Annotated in this window: 16 protein-coding genes; 12 read left to right on the top strand and 4 right to left on the bottom strand. The window is 64.6% G+C overall.

Annotation, left to right across the window (positions count from 1 at the left end; translation table 11 throughout):
• Positions 1–12: 12 nt before the first annotated feature.
• The gene (locus tag MUO32_RS08160; protein WP_257947713.1) at positions 13–792 is read left to right on the top strand and encodes a L,D-transpeptidase; all 780 of its coding nucleotides are present in this window, start codon (positions 13–15) and stop codon (positions 790–792) included.
• 202 nt (positions 793–994) lie between these two features.
• Entirely contained in the window at positions 995–2875 is a 1881-nt protein-coding gene (locus MUO32_RS08155) for a methyl-accepting chemotaxis protein (RefSeq protein ID WP_257947712.1), read from the top strand.
• Between the two features lie 68 nt (positions 2876–2943).
• On the opposite strand, the gene MUO32_RS08150 is transcribed toward MUO32_RS08155, so the two are convergent.
• Positions 2944–3366: an organic hydroperoxide resistance protein gene (locus tag MUO32_RS08150; protein WP_257947711.1), complete on the bottom strand. Its 423-nt coding sequence runs from the start codon at positions 3364–3366 to the stop codon at positions 2944–2946.
• 113 nt (positions 3367–3479) lie between these two features.
• Between MUO32_RS08150 and MUO32_RS08145 the strand changes: the two genes are divergently transcribed.
• The 5 genes from MUO32_RS08145 to MUO32_RS08125 all read left to right on the top strand — a co-directional run bounded on the left by MUO32_RS08145 (position 3480) and on the right by MUO32_RS08125 (position 7542).
• The gene (locus tag MUO32_RS08145; protein ID WP_257947710.1) at positions 3480–3971 is read left to right on the top strand and encodes a MarR family winged helix-turn-helix transcriptional regulator; all 492 of its coding nucleotides are present in this window, start codon (positions 3480–3482) and stop codon (positions 3969–3971) included.
• Between the two features lie 104 nt (positions 3972–4075).
• Positions 4076–6001, top strand: a complete 1926-nt coding sequence (locus MUO32_RS08140) for a PAS domain-containing sensor histidine kinase (protein ID WP_257947709.1) — start codon at positions 4076–4078, stop codon at positions 5999–6001.
• Position 6002: 1 nt separating this feature from the next.
• On the top strand, positions 6003–6383 hold the full coding sequence (locus MUO32_RS08135) for a response regulator (protein ID WP_257947708.1): 381 nt from the start codon (positions 6003–6005) through the stop codon (positions 6381–6383).
• Between the two features lie 63 nt (positions 6384–6446).
• A complete protein-coding gene (locus MUO32_RS08130) occupies positions 6447–6824 on the top strand; it encodes an MbcA/ParS/Xre antitoxin family protein (protein ID WP_257947707.1) in 378 nt (125 codons plus the stop codon).
• A complete protein-coding gene (locus tag MUO32_RS08125; RefSeq protein WP_257947706.1) occupies positions 6784–7542 on the top strand; it encodes an RES family NAD+ phosphorylase in 759 nt (252 codons plus the stop codon). The genes MUO32_RS08130 and MUO32_RS08125 overlap by 41 nt, the downstream gene beginning before the upstream one ends.
• On the opposite strand, the gene MUO32_RS08120 is transcribed toward MUO32_RS08125, so the two are convergent.
• Together MUO32_RS08120 and MUO32_RS08115 are read right to left on the bottom strand one after the other, a co-directional pair.
• Complete coding sequence (locus tag MUO32_RS08120) at positions 7531–9051, bottom strand: ABC-F family ATP-binding cassette domain-containing protein (protein ID WP_257947705.1); 1521 nt, start codon at positions 9049–9051, stop codon at positions 7531–7533. The two genes, MUO32_RS08125 and MUO32_RS08120, sit on opposite strands and share 12 nt — an antisense overlap.
• Positions 9052–9337: 286 nt before the next feature.
• Complete coding sequence (locus MUO32_RS08115; RefSeq protein WP_257947704.1) at positions 9338–10231, bottom strand: LysR family transcriptional regulator; 894 nt, start codon at positions 10229–10231, stop codon at positions 9338–9340.
• 140 nt (positions 10232–10371) lie between these two features.
• Here MUO32_RS08115 and MUO32_RS08110 point away from each other — a divergent pair, with 140 nt between their 5' ends.
• The 4 genes from MUO32_RS08110 to MUO32_RS08095 all read left to right on the top strand — a co-directional run bounded on the left by MUO32_RS08110 (position 10372) and on the right by MUO32_RS08095 (position 14252).
• Entirely contained in the window at positions 10372–11565 is a 1194-nt protein-coding gene (locus tag MUO32_RS08110; RefSeq protein WP_257947703.1) for an MFS transporter, read from the top strand.
• A 58-nt stretch (positions 11566–11623) separates the two neighbouring features.
• Positions 11624–12457, top strand: a complete 834-nt coding sequence (locus tag MUO32_RS08105; protein ID WP_257947702.1) for an aldo/keto reductase — start codon at positions 11624–11626, stop codon at positions 12455–12457.
• Between the two features lie 120 nt (positions 12458–12577).
• Positions 12578–13732: an MFS transporter gene (locus MUO32_RS08100; protein ID WP_257947701.1), complete on the top strand. Its 1155-nt coding sequence runs from the start codon at positions 12578–12580 to the stop codon at positions 13730–13732.
• A 7-nt stretch (positions 13733–13739) separates the two neighbouring features.
• Complete coding sequence (locus tag MUO32_RS08095; protein WP_257947700.1) at positions 13740–14252, top strand: ClbS/DfsB family four-helix bundle protein; 513 nt, start codon at positions 13740–13742, stop codon at positions 14250–14252.
• Between the two features lie 40 nt (positions 14253–14292).
• On the opposite strand, the gene MUO32_RS08090 is transcribed toward MUO32_RS08095, so the two are convergent.
• Complete coding sequence (locus tag MUO32_RS08090) at positions 14293–14685, bottom strand: hypothetical protein (protein WP_257947699.1); 393 nt, start codon at positions 14683–14685, stop codon at positions 14293–14295.
• A 233-nt stretch (positions 14686–14918) separates the two neighbouring features.
• Between MUO32_RS08090 and MUO32_RS08085 the strand changes: the two genes are divergently transcribed.
• A complete protein-coding gene (locus tag MUO32_RS08085) occupies positions 14919–16484 on the top strand; it encodes a helicase HerA-like C-terminal domain-containing protein (RefSeq protein WP_257948234.1) in 1566 nt (521 codons plus the stop codon).
• The last annotated feature ends 10 nt before the right edge of the window (positions 16485–16494 follow it).

Below are 16494 nucleotides of genomic sequence, written 5' to 3'. Positions count from 1 at the left end.
CCGATCCCTTCCATGACCGACACCGCGCTCTCCCGTCGCCGCTTCCTCCAGTTTTCCGGGCTCGCCATGGCGACCGGCCTTGCAGGCTGCACCTCGTCGATGAATACGGACCGTTTCCGCGAGGAAACGCGGCCCTATTTCCGCAATCCCGCTCTGGAAGGCCGGCCGGAAATCCTCGCCGACCGTCGCGGCCCCATCAGCATTTACGGCCAGACGCCGCCCTCCGGCCTCTTGCCTGATTCGTCGCATTTCGCGGCGATGTACGGCCCGGTGAACGATGGCGGCTTCCAGGTGCCGGCAATCCCCTACCAGCAGATCGATGCGCGCTTCTATCGCCATGAGGTGGATAGCCCCTTTGCCGAACAGCCGGGCACGATCATCGTCGATACCGGCAACCGCTTCCTCTATCTGATCCTTCCGAACGGCCGCGCCATGCGCTACGGCGTCGGCATCGGCCGGCAGGGTTTTGCCTGGTCGGGCCGCGGCGTCATCCAGTGGAAGCAGGCCTGGCCGAAATGGACGCCACCGGACGAAATGGTCAAGCGTCAGCCGGAGCTCGTCAAATATTCCGGCGCGAATGGCGGCATGGTCGGCGGCCTCAACAACCCGCTCGGCGCGCGCGCCCTCTATATCTTCAAGGACGGGCAGGACACGCTCTACCGCCTGCATGGTTCGCCGGAGTGGAAATCCATCGGCAAGGCCGTATCGTCCGGTTGTGTGCGCATGCTGAACCAGGACGTCATGGATCTCTATGATCGCGTGCGCGGCAAGGCGCCGATCCTCGTCATCTGACGGTCCGTCGATAGATGCAAAAGGCCTGGATCGCATCCGGGCCTTTTCTGTTTTGCAGGCCTGGAAACGCCGCTTGTGCAGCGCCTGGGTGAGTATGGCGAGCTTTATTCAACCATTAATAAGATATTTCTAATTTTAATTAATACTTAAATAAAGCCTGCCACGTTGAGGCATTCAAAGTCCCGAACGGCAAGGCATTCCCATGCAGATATCGACGAAACTCGGTGCGGTGACGCTCTTCCTGACGCTCCTGCTCGCCGGCGCCATTCTTTCCACCTATCTCGTTCTCAACGTCATGTCGGCCAAGATGGGCACCATCGTCGTCGACCGGCTGGTTCCCGCCGCCAGCCTCAAGAAGGTCGGCGATCTCTATGCCGTCAACATCGTCGATACCGCGCACAAGGTGCGCAGCGGCGCGCTGCCCTGGGAGGAAGGGCACCGGCTGAATACGCAGGCCCTCGCCGAGATCCAGACGATCTGGGATGCCTATGCCGCGACGTATCTGACCGACGAGGAACGCGGCCTGGCCGGACAGATGACCTTGGAAATGCAGAAGCAGGCCGGCAGCATCAACGACCTGCTCGCCATCATGCAGTCGAAGGATCAGGCGGCGCTCGATACCTATGTCGAAACGCGCCTCTATCCGACGATCGATCCGATCGGCACCTATGTCGCTGCACTGATCGACCTGCAGATCCGGGTCGGGCAGGAAGAATATGCCGCGGCGGAGGCGCACGAGCACGACTATCGCATGCTTCTCGCGCTGTTCGGCGCCGTCGCGGTCGCCGTTGCCGGCCTGTCCTTCTGGATCATCGTCGCCGGCGTGTCGCGTCCGCTGCGAACCATCACCAAGGTGATGCAGACGCTGGCGCAGGGCGTCACGGATTTCGAGGTGCCGTTCCGCAATCGCAAGGACGAGATCGGCCATATAGCCGGCGCCGTGGAAGTGTTCCGCCAGTCCGAGATCGCCAAGGTCAGGCTGCAGCACGAGGCGGAGGCTGCGCGTCTTCAGGCCGAGCAGGACCGCGTGCGCCTGCAGGAGGAAGCCGAGGCTGCCGCCCAGAAACGCCTCCAGCAGGCGACGTCCGGCCTTGCCGCCGGCCTGCGTCGTCTGGCGGGCGGCGACCTGAGCTTCCAACTCGACGAACCCTTCGCGCCTGACTTCGAACAGTTGCGCAGCGACCTCAACTCCGCCGTGGCCGAACTTGGCGAGACGCTGCGCGCGGTCTCGCAAGCCATCGACGAGATGGACACCGGCACCCGGGAAATCAGCACCGGCGCCGACTCGCTCTCCAAGCGCACGGAACAGCAGGCCGCCTCGCTGGAGGAGACCGCCGCCGCCCTCGACGAGATCACCGCCAATGTCGCCAACTCGACGCGTCGCGCCGAGGAGGCCCGCTCCGTCGCGGTCGAGGCGAACGGCAGTGCGGCCCATTCCGGCACCGTGGTTGCCAATGCCGTCAACGCCATGCAGCGTATCGAGCAGTCGTCAAGCCAGATTTCCTCGATCATCGGCGTGATCGACGAGATCGCCTTCCAGACCAACCTTCTGGCGCTGAATGCCGGCGTCGAGGCGGCGCGGGCGGGCGAAGCGGGCAAGGGGTTCGCGGTTGTAGCGCAGGAAGTGCGCGAGCTTGCCCAGCGTTCGGCGCAGGCCGCCCGCGAGATCAAGGAACTCATCCGCAATTCGGAAGCCGAGGTGCGCAGCGGCGTCAAGCTCGTCAGCGAGACCGGAGAAGCCCTGCAGGCGATCGGCGGCCATGTCGCGACGATCAACCAGCACATGGAGGCCATCGCCGTGTCGGCCCGCGAACAGTCGGTCGGTCTCTCGGAAATCAACACCGCCGTCAACCAGATGGATCAGACGACGCAGCAGAACGCCGCGATGGTGGAGGAAACCAACGCCGCTTCCGCGACCCTGGTCACCCAGGCGGACCGCCTGCGCACCCTGATCGACCGGTTTTCACTTGGTCAGCGGGCGCGCGCGCCGCAGGCCCGCGCCATTCCGCAGCGTCTGGTGCAGTCTCGCCCGCGCGTTTCCGGCAATACGGCGCTGAAGGCCGAGAACTGGGAAGAGTTCTGAGCATCGTTTCATGCAAACGAAAAAAGCCGCCCGGAGCGATCCGGGCGGCTTTTTCAATGGGGAACGGGTCAGGCGACCGTCGTCTTGACGTCCAGGTTGCCGCGCGTGGCGTGGCTGTAGGGGCAGACGACGTGGGCCTTTTTGACGAGGTCTTCGACCACGGCCTTGTCGACGCCGGGTACGGAGACTTCAAGCGCCGCTTCGATGCCGAAACCGCCGCCGTCTTCACGCGGGCCGATGCCGACCGTTGCCGTGACCTTGGCCTCATCCGGAATCTTGACCTTTTCCTGGCCGGCGACGAACTTCAGCGCGCCGAGGAAGCAGGCGGAATAGCCGATGGCGAAGAGCTTTTCCGGGTTGGCGCCGGCAGCGCCGTCGCCGCCGAGTTCCTTCGGCAGCGTCAGCGTCACGTCGACGGTGCCGTCTTCGGTCGCGCCGTGGCCGGCGCGGCCGCCCGTTGCGAAAGCCTTGGTCCTGTAGAGAATGGGCATGGGTGTCTCCTTCCTTGCTGTCGTTGATGATGGGCATTGAATAGCGTAAAATTAAATTGCGCGCAATATGATTTTGCAAATTGCAATTTTGGCTATTTATGCGACAATGAAGCATGGTCGACAAACGTGACGAAGCTGAGACAGACATCATTCCCCCGGGCATGCTGGCGCTCGACCAGCAGCTTTGTTTTGCCGTCTATTCCGCTGCCCATGCGCTCAACCGCACCTACAAGCCGCTGCTCGATCCCTATGGCCTGACCTATCCGCAATATATCGCGCTGATGACGCTTTGGGAGGGGGACGGCCGCACGGTCAAGGCGCTGGGCGCCAAGCTTGGGCTGGATTCCGGCACGCTCTCGCCGCTGCTGAAGCGTCTGGAGGCCGCCGGTTACATCATGCGTGCCCGCGACAAGGCCGACGAGCGGCAGGTTCTCGTCACGCTCACCGACAAGGGCAGGGCCATGCAGCGCGACGCCGTCGCCATCCGCATGGAGATTGGCAAGGCGACCGGCTGTACGCTGGAGGCCCTGCAGGCGCTGACCGGCGACCTGCAGGCAATGACCGAACGGCTCGAAGCCGGTGCGGCGCGCGACGACGCCGCCTGAAAAGGTCGATTTTACCGTAAAGCCTGCGCTGCGGGTCCTGTTCGCGATTCAACCTTCGCGCTAGGGTGCGCGCGGCGGACAAGGAGCCGCCGAAGGGGGCACGGTTGAACTTCAAATGGTCCTGGGAGAAGGCGACCGGCGCGGCGAGCCTGTGGTGCATCGCCGTGGGCGTCCTCATGATGGCGCTGTGGCTGGCGGAACCCGCCGGCCTTGCGGCCGCGCATCCCGGCCTGTTCGGCATGAAGTTCAATGCCGCACTTGCCTTCGTCGTGCTCGGCGCGGGGCTTCTCCTTGCCGCGCGCGGCCGGATGCGCCTGGCCGCGCTGATGATGGTGCCGATTTTCATCTATGGTGCGATCGCGCTTTCCCAGCACGTCTTCGGCGTCGATACCGGCATCGACACGCTGCTCAACACGCCTTTCGTCGATATCGGCACGAGCCGGCCGGGGCGCATCGCGCCCAATACCGCGCTCTGTTTCATGCTGATGAGCATCGCCATCGGCCGCCGTGCCCTCCACCAGAAGAACGACATCGTGCAGGTGGCGCTCGGCTTTATCACCTTCATCGTCGCCGCAGCGGCTCTCGTCGGCTATGCGATCTCGCTCGACTTCGCGCATGACTGGATCCGTTTCACGCGCATGTCGTTCCAGACCGCCAGTTGCTTCGTGGCGCTCAGCATCGCCGTCGTCTTCGTGGGCACCGAGAAAACCGGCTACAACCGCCTGACCATCGCCGCCGTGCTCGGTCTCCTGACCTATCTCATTCTGCTGGCGATGACCTATTACGAGCTGGCACGCTACGAATCTGCCTTCGGCATCAGCTTTTCCTCCAGTGGCAACAATGCGCGCGGAACACTCTCCTCGCTCGTGCTGATCTCGGGCGCGCTCTACGGCGCGCTCGTCATGCATTTGTATTTCTCCTCTCGCCGTGCCCGCGCCATGGCGGCCGATCTCGCCGAAAACCGCGCGCGCCTTGCCGCCATCATCGAAAACGCCGTGGACGGCATCATCACCATCGACGAACGCGGCATCATCCTCTCGACCAACCCCGCCTGCACGCGCATCTTCGGTTACGAGGCGACGGAGATGATCGGCCGCAACGTCAAGATGTTGATGCCCGAGCCCTATCACAGCGCCCATGACGGCTATATCGCCAACTACCAGCGCACCGGGGAGGCGAAGATCATCGGCCTCGGCCGCGAGGTGGAGGCGAAGGGCCGCCGGAAGGACGATCTCATCATTCCGCTCGACCTTTCCGTGTCGAAGCTCGATCTCGACGGCACGACCATCTACAGCGGCATCGTGCGCGATATTTCCGAGCGCAGGGCGAGCGAGCAGGCGCTGATCGACGCGAATGCCGAGCTGGAGGAGTTCGCCTACCGCACTTCGCACGACCTGCGCTCGCCGATCGCCTCGTCGCTCGGGCTGCTCGGCATTTCCCGGGATATGCTGGCGGAAGGGGATATTCCCGCGCTCGGCCAGATGCTGCAGCGCATGGAGGTGAATTTCCGTCGGCTCGACCATCTCATCCAGAACATCCTCACGGTTACGCGCACCCGGTTGATGGAGGAGGACGAAAGGCCGATCGCGCTGCGCCCGCTCGTCGCCGAGGCGATCGACGCGCTCTCGCATCTCGACGATTTCAAGCGAATCCGCATCGAAAATCATGTGCCTGCGGAATTGACAATCGTCAGCAAGCCGTCGAAATTCCAGGTCATCGTCGGCAACATGCTGTCCAACGCGGTCAAATATCATGATCCGAAGGAGGCCGAGCCGACGATCGATGTCCGCGCTTTCCGCTATGGCGGCCGGCTGCGGCTGTCGGTGGAGGACAACGGTCTGGGTGTTCCGCCCGCAAGCCGTCATTTGTTGTTCAAGATGTTCAAACGGCTGCACCCCAACCGATCCTTCGGCAGCGGGCTCGGCCTCTACATATTGAGAAAGAGCGCGGAAGCCCTCGGTGGCGCGGCGCTTTATGAAGCAAGGGATAAGGGCAGCCGCTTTATGATCGAGCTGCCCGACGGGGAATAAGATGAAGATCCATTCGATCCTGGTCGTCGACGACGACGAGAACGACCAGTTCATTTGTGAGTACACGATCCGCAAATACGATCCGTCGATCCGCGTCCTGAAGGCGTTCGACGGCATGGAGGCGCTCGACATGCTGCGCCAGGAGCAGACGCCGGACGCCATCATCCTCGATATCAACATGCCCGTGATGAACGGTTTCGAGTTTCTCGACCGCTATGCGGAGGAGTTCGAGCAGCACGCTCCCGTCGTCGCCATGCTCACCAGCTCCCATCTCGGCAAGGACCGCGAGCGGGCGATGCAATACAGCTTCGTGAAGAGCTATTTCGAAAAGCCGCTGCAGGCCGATCACCTGCGCGTCATGGCCGACCTTCTGGGCGCTTGAGCAAGGTTTCCTTGTCATCTGAAAAATAATTGCTATATTCTTTCCATGGAAAGGATGAAGGCCATGCAGCGCAAGCCCATACAGCAGATCAATGCGGAAGGTGTCGTGCTCACCAAGGCGGCCGTCAATGCGGCGGACCGGTTGGGGCTGACGGCGCGCATCCTCTCGGCGGTCATCGGCGTGTCGGAGGCGACGGTCTCGCGGCTGAAGCGGCAGGACGTGCTGCTCGAGCGCGGCACGAAGCCTTTCGAGCTTGCCGTGCTGCTCGTGCGGCTGTTCCGATCGCTCGATGCCATCGTGGGCGGCGACGAAACCGTCGCCCGCAGCTGGATGACGGCTGAGAACACCGTGCTTGGTGCGCGTCCCGTCGATCGTATCGTCTCCATTTCCGGTCTTGTCGATGTCCTTGCCTATCTGGACGCCCGCCGCGCTCTCGTCTGAGGCGCGGCCCTTCCGGGGCGGCGTCTGGCGGTTCGTGGAGGCGCAGCACCGCGTCTCGACGCTCAAACTCGTCGATACCTTGGACGAGCAGGCGCTGCTGGAGGATCTCCTCGAGGAGAGCAAGCCGGTGCTGCCGCCCGAATGCGCCGGCCTCGACTACCTGCTTGCGACACCCTTCCGCTACGGCGCCATCTATCCGCACGGCTCGCGGTTCCGCCGGGCGGGGCGTACGCTGGGCGTCTACTATGCGGCATTGACGGTGGAGACGGCGCTCGCCGAGATGGCGTTCTACCGGCTGCTGTTCTTTTCGGAATCGCCGGCAACGCCGCTGCCGGCCAACGCCGCCGACTATACGGCCTTTTCCGCCGCCGTCGCGACCGAGCAGGCCATCGACCTCACGCTTCCGCCGCTCGACCGCGACGCGCCGCACTGGGCGCATCCGACCGACTACGCCGCCTGCCAGGCGCTGGCCGACGACGCGCGGGGAGGCGGACTTGCCGCCATCCTCTATCGCTCGGTGCGCGATCCCGCCGCGGGAAACAACCTTGCGCTTCTCACGGCAGAAGCCTTCGCCGCGCCAAGGCCGATGGAGAGGCAGACCTGGCGCATCCGGCTCTCGGCGCTCGGCGTGCAGGCGCTGTGCGACCACCCGCCAAGGCGCATCGGCTTCTCCCGCGAGGATTTTTCCGCCGACCCGCGTATCGCCTCACACGGATAGGGCAGCCTCCGCGAAGAAGTCCTCCGGCCCGTCCACCTCGACCAGCCGCCGCTTCTCGATCAGCCAGAAGCGGTTCGCCACCGCCCGCACGAAGGCGCGATCATGCGAGACGAAGAGGCAGCTGGCCTGCTGGGCGGTCAACTCGGTTTCCAGTGCTTCCTGACCCTCGATATCGAGATGGTTGGTCGGCTCGTCGAGCAGGGTGAAGTTCGGATTGGTGAGGCGCAGCACCAGCATGCCGAGCCGCGCCTTCTGCCCGCCGGAGAGCAGCCCGACCGGCCGCCCCTGCATCTCCACGGAAAAGCCGGCGCCGGCCAAGAGGCTGCGCGCCCGCTGGTCGCCGACGTCGAAGCGGTGGATGATGGTGCCATGCGGCGTTTCCGCATCGGAGAGATCCGAAAGCGTCTGGTCGCCATAGCCGAGCACCAGGGATGGCGTCGGCTTGATGCCTTGCTGCGCCGCACCCTCGATCGCCTGCCGCAGCCGCAGCACCAGCCGCGTCTTGCCGGTGCCGTTGAGGCCGAGCAGCACGATGCGATCACCCTGGCAGATGAATTTCTGGCCGGTCCGAAAGAGCAGGGTGCCATCGGGTGTCTCGACGGGGCAATCCTCCAGCGTCACCAGCACCTTGGCGTGGGTGCCGCGATTGGCGAGCCGGATGGCGCCCGCGGAATTCTCCTGGTGGGCGGGGCGCGCCGCGTCCTCGATCCGCTCGGCACGGGCCTTCAGCTGTTTGGTTTTCACCACCAGCAGGTCGCTGCCGGAATTGATGCCGATATTGTTGAGCTTCGCCGCCTGCTGACGCAGCTGCGCCGCCGCCTTCATGTCCTTCTCGAAGCGTCGCTCCTCGGCCGCATCCGCCTCGTCCAGGGCGGCGCGGGCCCGGGAATAGGGCAGGGCGAAGAACTGCGACCGCTCCGGACGCAGGAAGAGCGTGCGGTTTGTCGTCGCGTCGAGGAAGGCGCGGTCGTGGCTGGAGATGAGGACCGGCATGTCACGCGGCAAGGTGCCGAGCCAGCTTTCCAGCCGTGCGATCTTTTCGAGATCCAGATGGTTGGTCGGCTCGTCGAGCAGAAGCACGTCCGGTTCGCTGACGCGCACGCGGGCAATGAGCGCAATGCGCTGCCAGCCGCCGCTCAGCGCGGAAAGCGGGCGCTCCCGCAGGGCTTCGGGCACCTCGAGCTCCTCGAGCGTCACATCCGCCCGCCAGCTTTCGCTTTCCTGCTGTTCGGCTGAAAGCGCATCCAGCACCGCGTCGCGGAAGGTGAGCTTTTCGAGGCCGGGGGCAAGGTTCTGCTCCATATGCCCGACGGTGAGGCCGCGGGCGCGGGTGATCTCGCCCGTCGTCGGCTCGAAGTCGCCGGTGATGCATTTCAGAAGCGTCGTCTTGCCCCGCCCGTTGGCGGCAACGAGGCCGATGCGGTCGCCGCCCGCGATGGCGAGGTTGAGATTGGCAAAGAGGGGGGTGGACAGCGTGACGCCGAGCGCACGGATATGGATGAGCGACATGAAAATCTCTGGTCTTCAAGGCCCTCGCGGCGCGGCATCAGCCGTCAGTCACGCGAAAAGGCACAGGGGAATTGGATGCGGGCAGGCCGCATCGCCGGACAGGCGGACCAGAAGAGACGTGTTCGTTCCGATCAGCCCTGCAAACGCATCTGCAGGGCAAGATTGGGACCATGCGTGCGGTGTGGCAGAAATTCGTGTTTCACGCGCAGTCCTCTCTTACGTGTTGCGAACGGGCGAGAAATATCATCGGCGGGCGGAGTTGGCAACCGGGCGACAGGGCGCGCGTTCAGATCGTCTCCACCATGAAATCGATGAAGGCGCGGATGCGTGCCGCCAGATGCTCGTGCCCGGCGAAGACGGCGTGCACCACCTCGATATCGCCGGGATTGAAGGTTTCCAGAACCGGCACGAGTGTTCCGGCGGCGATGTCGGGTTCGACATGGAAGCGGCCGATGCGGCCGATGCCGAGGCCGTCGAGGCAGAGCTGGCGCAGGATCGCGCCGCTGGAGACCAGCATATTGCCGGAAATGTCGTAGGCTTCCACGGTGCCGCCATCGTCCAGCAGGAAAGGCCAGTCGTCCATGGCGCGGCGGAAATTGAAGCGCAGGCAATTGTGCGCCTGGAGCTCGGCGGGATGTTTGGGCAGGCCGTGCCGTTCGAGATAGGCGGGGGAGGCGATGACGACCTTGCGGCTTTCCAGCAGTTTTCGCGCCTTCAGCGAAGAGTCCCGCAGGGGACCGGAGCGGATGGCGACGTCGGTGCGTTCGCCGATCACGTCGATGACCCCGTCGGACAACGTCAGGTCGAGTTCGATCTCCGGATAGAGTGCCAGAAAGGCGGGCACCAGCGGCAGGATATGGCGTTCGCCGAAGCCGACCGACGCATTCACCCTGAGCGGTCCGCGCGGCACGAGCTTTGCCCCCTCCGCCACGATGCGCTCCGTCTCGGCGATGTCGGAGAGGATCTGCCGCGCCCGGCCGAGATAGACCTCGCCCTCCGGCGTCAGTTCCAGCCGGCGTGTGGTGCGCACCAGCAGCCGCGCGCCGAGCCGGTCTTCGATGCGGGTCACGAGCTTGCTGACCGCCGAAGGCGACAGGCGCAGCTTTCGGCCGGCAGCGGAAAAGCTTTTCAGCTCCGCCGCCAGTACGAAGACCTCCATTTCGCCGGCCCGGTTGTCCATGTCTCACCTGTGAATTCGTTTCACATATATTTATCGATATATCCGGATTAACGCGCAAGTGGCTTGGCGCCATATTCCGTCCCGAACCAGCAATCAACCCAACAGGACGTCCGGCCCCGCGCCGGACGCAGGGATCCGCCATGCCTCTCGCCCTCTTTGCCCTGACCGTCGCGGCCTACGCGATCGGCACCACCGAATTCGTGATCGTCGGCCTGCTGCCGACCGTTGCCTCCGATCTCCACATCACCCTGCCGCTCGCCGGCCTCATCGTCTCCGTCTACGCGCTCGGCGTCACGTTCGGTGCACCGGTGCTCACCGCCCTGACCGGCAGGCTCGGCCGCAAGCCGCTGTTGCTCGGCCTGATGGCTCTCTTCATCGCCGGCAATGCGCTCGCGGCCCTTTCGCCGAGCTACGGCATGCTGCTTGTCGGCCGCGTGCTTTCGGCCTTCGCGCATGGCGTCTTCTTCTCGGTCGGCGCCACCATCGCCGCCGATCTGGTGGCGCCCGATCGTCGCGCATCCGCCATCGCCATGATGTTCATGGGGCTGACCGTCGCCATCGTCACCGGCGTGCCGCTCGGCACCTTCATCGGCCAGACCTTTGGCTGGCGCGCCACCTTCTGGGCCGTGGCCGCTCTCGGCCTCGTCGCTTTCGCGGCCATCGCCCTCCTGCTGCCGTCCAATCTCAAGCGCGAAAAGCCGGCCGGCCTCATGGAGCAGGTGCGCGTGCTTGGCTCCAGCCGCCTGCTCCTCGTCTTCGCCATGACGGCGCTTGGCTATGGCGGCACCTTCGTGACCTTCACCTTCCTTTCGCCGCTGCTGCAGGAGATCACCGGCTTTTCCGCCAACACGGTCAGCCTCGTGCTGGTGCTCTATGGCGCGGCCATCGCCTTCGGCAACATCATCGGCGGCAAGGTCGCGGACAAGGACCCCGTGAAAGCGCTCGTCGTGCTCTTCGCCCTTCAGGCGGCGGTTCTCGTCTTGCTGACTTTCACCGCGCCGTCGCCGATCTTCGTCCTCATCACGCTTGCCGCGCTCGGTTTCCTGTCCTTCGCCACCGTGCCTGGCCTGCAGCTCTATGTGGTCGATATCGCAAAGCGCCATCGCCCGGCGGCAATCGACGTCGCCTCGGCGCTCAACATCGCCGCCTTCAACCTCGGCATCGCCGCCGGCGCCTGGATCGGCGGGCTCGTCGTCGCTTCGCCGCTCGGTCTGGGCGCAACGCCCTGGGTCGGCGCCATCCTCGTCGCCGGGGCACTTGGCCTCACCTTGTTCAGCGTCGCGCTTGACCGGCGCGAGCGCAGCCACCCGGACGCCGCCTGCCAGCCGGCCTGAAGCCTTCACCCCGCCGGCTCGACGCCGGCGGTCCGCCAGCCTCACAAGGAGACTTTCCATGAAAACCGTCAACGCCAATGGCGCCCACATTCCCCAACTCGGCTTCGGAACCTTCCGCATGCCGGAAACAGACGTCCTCTCGATCCTGCCGAAGGCGCTCCGGACCGGTTTCACCCATGTCGATACCGCCCAGATCTACGAGAACGAGGCAGCCGTGGGCGAGGCCATCCGGCAATCCGGTATCGCCCGCCAAAACATCTTTCTCACCACCAAGGTCTGGGTGGCGAACTATGGCAAGGATGCCTTCGCCGCCTCCGTCGAGGAGAGCCTGCACAAGCTGAAGACCGACCATGTCGATCTCCTCCTGCTGCACTGGCCGAACGAGGCGGTGCCGCTGGAGGTGCAGATCGCCGAACTCAACGCCGTGCGTGAACGCGGTCTTGCCAGGCATATCGGCGTCAGCAATTTCAACACCGCACTGGTGGCCGAAGCCGTTCGCCTCAGCGCAGCACCGCTTGCCACCAATCAGGTCGAGTATCATCCTTTCCTCGACCAGACGAAGGTGCGGGAAGCAACCGAAAGCCACGGCATGGCGCTGACCGCCTATTTCGCCATGGCCGATGGCAAGGTGCCGAACGATCCGGTGCTGAAGGAGATCGGTTTGGCGCATGGCAAATCCGCCGCCCAGGTTGCGCTGCGCTGGCTGATCCAGCAGCCGGAGGTGGTGGCGCTCACCAAGACGTCGACGCAGGCGAGGCTTGCCGAAAACCTCGACATCTTCGACTTCGCGCTGACGGCCGAGGAGGTGGCGCGCATCCACAAACTCGCCCGCCCCGACGGCCGCATCGTCAGCCCGGATGGCCTTGCGCCTGTGTGGGACCACGCGGCCTGACAGGCTTAGGCGGGGCGCATCGTGCCCCGCCGACCACGCCGAAAGGCGAGGCCGTCTTTCCAAAATGCCGCCGGGCATGTATGGGTGTCGCGCCGCCACGCTTGCGGCAGGGAGCCCCTCATGCAGTCCTCGTCTTCAACCGTCCTCGCGCCGGACTGGTCGGCCATTATCGCCGTCGTGCTTGGCGCGACCGCGTTTTCCGTGGCGCAGGGGCTCACCTATCCGCTTGTCTCGCTGACGCTGGAGGCGCGCGGCTACTCGTCGTCGATGATCGGCGTCAACGCCATCGCCTATGCCGGCGGCATGGGCGCTTCGACGCTGCTCGTCGGCAGTCTCACAGCGCGCTGGCGGCCCGACCGGCTGATCATCTTCAGCCTCGTTATCTGCTCGCTTTGCCTTGCCACCTTCGCGGCCACGTCGTCCTTTGCCGTCTGGGGCATTGCCCGCTTCCTGCTCGGCTTCTTCGCCAGCATCATCTTCATGCTCGGCGAAGCCTGGCTGAATGCCGCCTGCCCGGATCGTCTGCGCGGTCGCGTCTCCGGCCTCTACGGCATGGGCATCTGCGGCGGGTTCGCCGCCGGTCCGCTCGCCATTCCGCTGTTCGGCAGCGCCGGGGGGCTCGGCTTTGCGCTGACGGCCGTCTATCTTGCCATCGTAGCCTTCGCCACCGCCATGCTGATGTTCTCGACCAGGACGGTACCGGAACCGTCCTCGACGGCCGATGTCTTCCGCTTCTTCAAGGCGGCGCCCATCCTGGTCGGCATGGTCTATGTCTTCGGTTTCGCCGATATCGCGGCGATTTCCGCCATGCCAGTCTATTTCGTCAAGATGGGCTATAGCGAAGCCTTCGCCGCCATCACCGTGACGGTGATGGCGCTGCCCACCGCGCTTGCCCAGCCCTTCATCGGCGTGCTGCTCGACAAGCTGCCGCGGGAACGGGTGGCGCTCGCGACTGTCGTCGTTGCCGCTACGAGCTATCTCATCCTACCGCTGATGACGTCGGAAATCGCGATCCTGGCTCTTCTGGCGGTGATGGGAACGGCCATCTTCTCGCTCTATACCTGCGCGCTCACCATGCTCGGCGAACGCTACAGCGGCTCCATGCTGGTGGCGGGTTCGGCCGCCTTCGCGCTCGTCTATGCCGCGGGCAGCGCCACTGGCTCTGGCCTGACCGGCGCGATCATGGAAGCCGGCGGGCCGAAGGCCGGGCCGCTCTCGGTCGGCCTCGGCCTTGCCGCGTTTACGGCATTGCTGGTTCTGACGCGCAAGCGCTAAAGCCGCCATGGCCGTTCCGCAGACCAAGGACGAACTGCTCGCCGCCATCGCGCTGGAATTCGGCAAGCTCCGGAAGACGCTCGACGATGTCGAGCCGGATCTCGTCCATGCACGCACGATGGACGGACACGCAAAGGGCACGCTGATGAGCCCGTCGGATCTCGTGGCCTACCTTACCGGTTGGAACGAACTCGTACTGAAATGGCTGGATCGGGATGCGGCGGGCCAGCCGGTCGACTTTCCGGAAACGGGCTTCAAATGGAACGAGCTTGGAAAGCTCGCGGGGAAATTCTACCGCGATTACGCGGATATCCCCTATCCCGAACTTGTCGCGCGTCTTGAGACGGCGAAGGGGCAGATCGTCGAGGCCATTGGCCGGCAGGACGATGCGGTGCTTTACGGCCGTCCCTGGTATGAGCAATGGACGATGGGCCGGATGATCCAGTTCAATACGTCGTCACCCTATGCCAATGCGCGCGGACGATTGCGCAAATGGTTGAAATCCCAAGGCAGCGCGTGAAAGGCCATCCCGCGCGGACGCGGGATGGCAGGGGTGAGAATCAGACGAACTGGCTGAGGCCCGGCACGGAGGCGACGACTTCGTCGACCACGTCGGCGCCGGCATGTTCGCGGGCTACAGCGAGCGTTTCCTTGGCGAGGCCGGAGATTTCGCCCATGCCGAGGCCCTGGCTCATCAGCTGCTGGCCGAGACCCATGATGCCACCGCCGCCGATGGCGCTCATCAGGCCGCCGAGCAGGCCGCCGCCGCCGGTGCCTTCGCCATTGTACTGGGCCACCAGTTCGGAAGCGCCGGGAATGGATTCGATCATCTTGGCAACCGGGCCGTCGGCGGCTTCGCGCTGCAGGAAGCCGAGCATCATGCCGATGGCCTTTTCAGCAAGGGCCGCATCGATGCCAACGGCATTGGCAACGCGGGTAACGAGATCGTTCATGGAAAGTCCTCCGAAAAATTGACGTTAACGTCAAGGTAAATGAACTTCCCGGCAAATTCAAGCCGGTTTGGCACATGTCGGGGCAAGGGCACGAAGGCCTTGAAATCGTGTTGTTCCCGTGCCGGACTATCCTTATAACTTGGCTGAGACGATTCAATGAAAACCGTTTTGACGCGGCAGTCCGCTTCTGACGGGAACCCGGCAGTCAGGGAGTTTTCAACGTGGCGGATTCCATTCTTCAGGACGGCAAGCTCTATATCGGCACCAGCCGCAAGCCTGATGACACCAACAACAAGCCGGAATATCTGGAATTGAAGTTCGGCAACCGCCACGGCCTCGTGACGGGCGCGACCGGCACCGGCAAGACGGTGACGCTGCAGATCCTCGCCGAGGGTTTTTCCAATGCCGGCGTGCCGGTGTTCTGCGCCGACGTGAAGGGCGACCTTTCGGGCATCGGCGCGATGGGCGAGCCGAAGGACTTTCTCCAGAAGCGCGCCGACCAGATCGGGCTCACCCCCTACGATTTCCAGGAATTCCCCGTCATCTTCTGGGATCTCTATGGCGAGAAGGGCCACCGCGTCCGCACCACCATGTCCGAGATGGGGCCGCTTTTGCTGTCGCGCCTGATGAATGCGACGGACGCGCAGGAAGGCGTCATCAACATTGCCTTCAAGATCGCCGACCAGGGCGGCCTGCCGCTGCTCGACCTCAAGGATTTCCAGGCGCTGCTCAACTATATGGGCGAAAACGCCACGACGCTGTCCAACCAGTTCGGCTTCATCTCCAAGGCATCCGTCGGCTCGATCCAGCGCGAACTGCTGATCCTCGAACAGCAGGGCGCCGAACACTTTTTCGGCGAGCCGGCGCTGAAGATCTCCGACATCATGCGCACCACCAATGACGGCCGTGGCGCGATCTCGGTGCTCGCCGCCGACAAGCTGATGATGAACCCGCGCCTCTACGGCACCTTCCTGCTGTGGATGCTCTCCGAGCTCTTCGAAGTGCTGCCGGAAGTGGGCGACCCGGAAAGGCCCAAGCTGGTGTTCTTCTTCGACGAGGCCCACCTTCTCTTCAACGATGCGCCAAAAGTGCTGACCGAGCGTGTCGAGCAGGTCGTGCGCCTCATCCGCTCCAAGGGCGTCGGCGTCTATTTCGTCACGCAGAACCCGCTCGACGTGCCGGAAACCGTGCTCGCCCAGCTCGGCAACCGCGTGCAGCACGCGCTGCGCGCCTATACGCCGCGCGAGCAGAAGGCGGTGAAGACGGCGGCCGATACGTTCCGACCCAATCCGGAATTCGACTGCGCCACCGTCATCACCAATCTCGGCACCGGCGAGGCACTGGTCTCGACGCTGGAGGGCAAGGGCGCCCCCTCGATGGTGGAACGCACGTTGATCCGCCCGCCGGCCTCGCGCCTCGGGCCCGTCACGGATGCCGAGCGCAAGCAGATCATGAGCGTCAGCCCGGTCGCCGGCCTCTACGACGAGGATTTCGACCGCGAATCCGCCTACGAGATCCTCATGGCGCGCGCCAAGAAGGCCGCCGATTCGGTGGCGGCCCAGGAGCAGGCGCAGGCCGAGCAGCCCGCCGAGCAACCCTCCGGCGGCAGCCGCTGGACCTTGCCCGGCTTCGGCGACGACGAGCCGGCCGCCCCCTCCGCGCCCAAGCAGGCAAAGCCCCGCGCCGGCTATCAGCGCGAGACGGTCGCGGAAGCGGCGATGAAATCCGTGGCGCGAACCGTCGCGTCCTCGCTTGGCCGTGCGCTGGTGCGCGGCATTCTCGGCAGCCTGCGGCGCTAGGCGTCGCGGG

The sequence above is a fragment of the Shinella sp. CPCC 101442 genome, assembly GCF_024704725.1.
Classification (GTDB): Bacteria; Pseudomonadota; Alphaproteobacteria; order Rhizobiales; family Rhizobiaceae; genus Shinella.
Note: the sequence above shows the minus strand (reverse complement) of the source record. Positions and strands in the feature narration are given on the sequence as shown.

Bases quoted from the DNA above. Each gene is read 5' to 3' on its own strand.
- MUO32_RS08135 (WP_257947708.1), top strand. From the start codon at position 6,003: ATGAAGATCCATTCGATCCTGGTCGTCGACGACGACGAGAACGACCAG.
- MUO32_RS08145 (WP_257947710.1), top strand. From the start codon at position 3,480: ATGGTCGACAAACGTGACGAAGCTGAGACAGACATCATTCCCCCGGGC.
- MUO32_RS08115 (WP_257947704.1), bottom strand. From the start codon at position 10,231: ATGGACAACCGGGCCGGCGAAATGGAGGTCTTCGTACTGGCGGCGGAG.
- MUO32_RS08095 (WP_257947700.1), top strand. From the start codon at position 13,740: ATGGCCGTTCCGCAGACCAAGGACGAACTGCTCGCCGCCATCGCGCTG.
- MUO32_RS08100 (WP_257947701.1), top strand. From the start codon at position 12,578: ATGCAGTCCTCGTCTTCAACCGTCCTCGCGCCGGACTGGTCGGCCATT.
- MUO32_RS08130 (WP_257947707.1), top strand. From the start codon at position 6,447: ATGCAGCGCAAGCCCATACAGCAGATCAATGCGGAAGGTGTCGTGCTC.
- MUO32_RS08155 (WP_257947712.1), top strand. From the start codon at position 995: ATGCAGATATCGACGAAACTCGGTGCGGTGACGCTCTTCCTGACGCTC.
- MUO32_RS08150 (WP_257947711.1), bottom strand. From the start codon at position 3,366: ATGCCCATTCTCTACAGGACCAAGGCTTTCGCAACGGGCGGCCGCGCC.
- MUO32_RS08160 (WP_257947713.1), top strand. From the start codon at position 13: ATGACCGACACCGCGCTCTCCCGTCGCCGCTTCCTCCAGTTTTCCGGG.
- MUO32_RS08125 (WP_257947706.1), top strand. From the start codon at position 6,784: ATGTCCTTGCCTATCTGGACGCCCGCCGCGCTCTCGTCTGAGGCGCGG.
- MUO32_RS08105 (WP_257947702.1), top strand. From the start codon at position 11,624: ATGAAAACCGTCAACGCCAATGGCGCCCACATTCCCCAACTCGGCTTC.
- MUO32_RS08090 (WP_257947699.1), bottom strand. From the start codon at position 14,685: ATGAACGATCTCGTTACCCGCGTTGCCAATGCCGTTGGCATCGATGCG.
- MUO32_RS08110 (WP_257947703.1), top strand. From the start codon at position 10,372: ATGCCTCTCGCCCTCTTTGCCCTGACCGTCGCGGCCTACGCGATCGGC.
- MUO32_RS08120 (WP_257947705.1), bottom strand. From the start codon at position 9,051: ATGTCGCTCATCCATATCCGTGCGCTCGGCGTCACGCTGTCCACCCCC.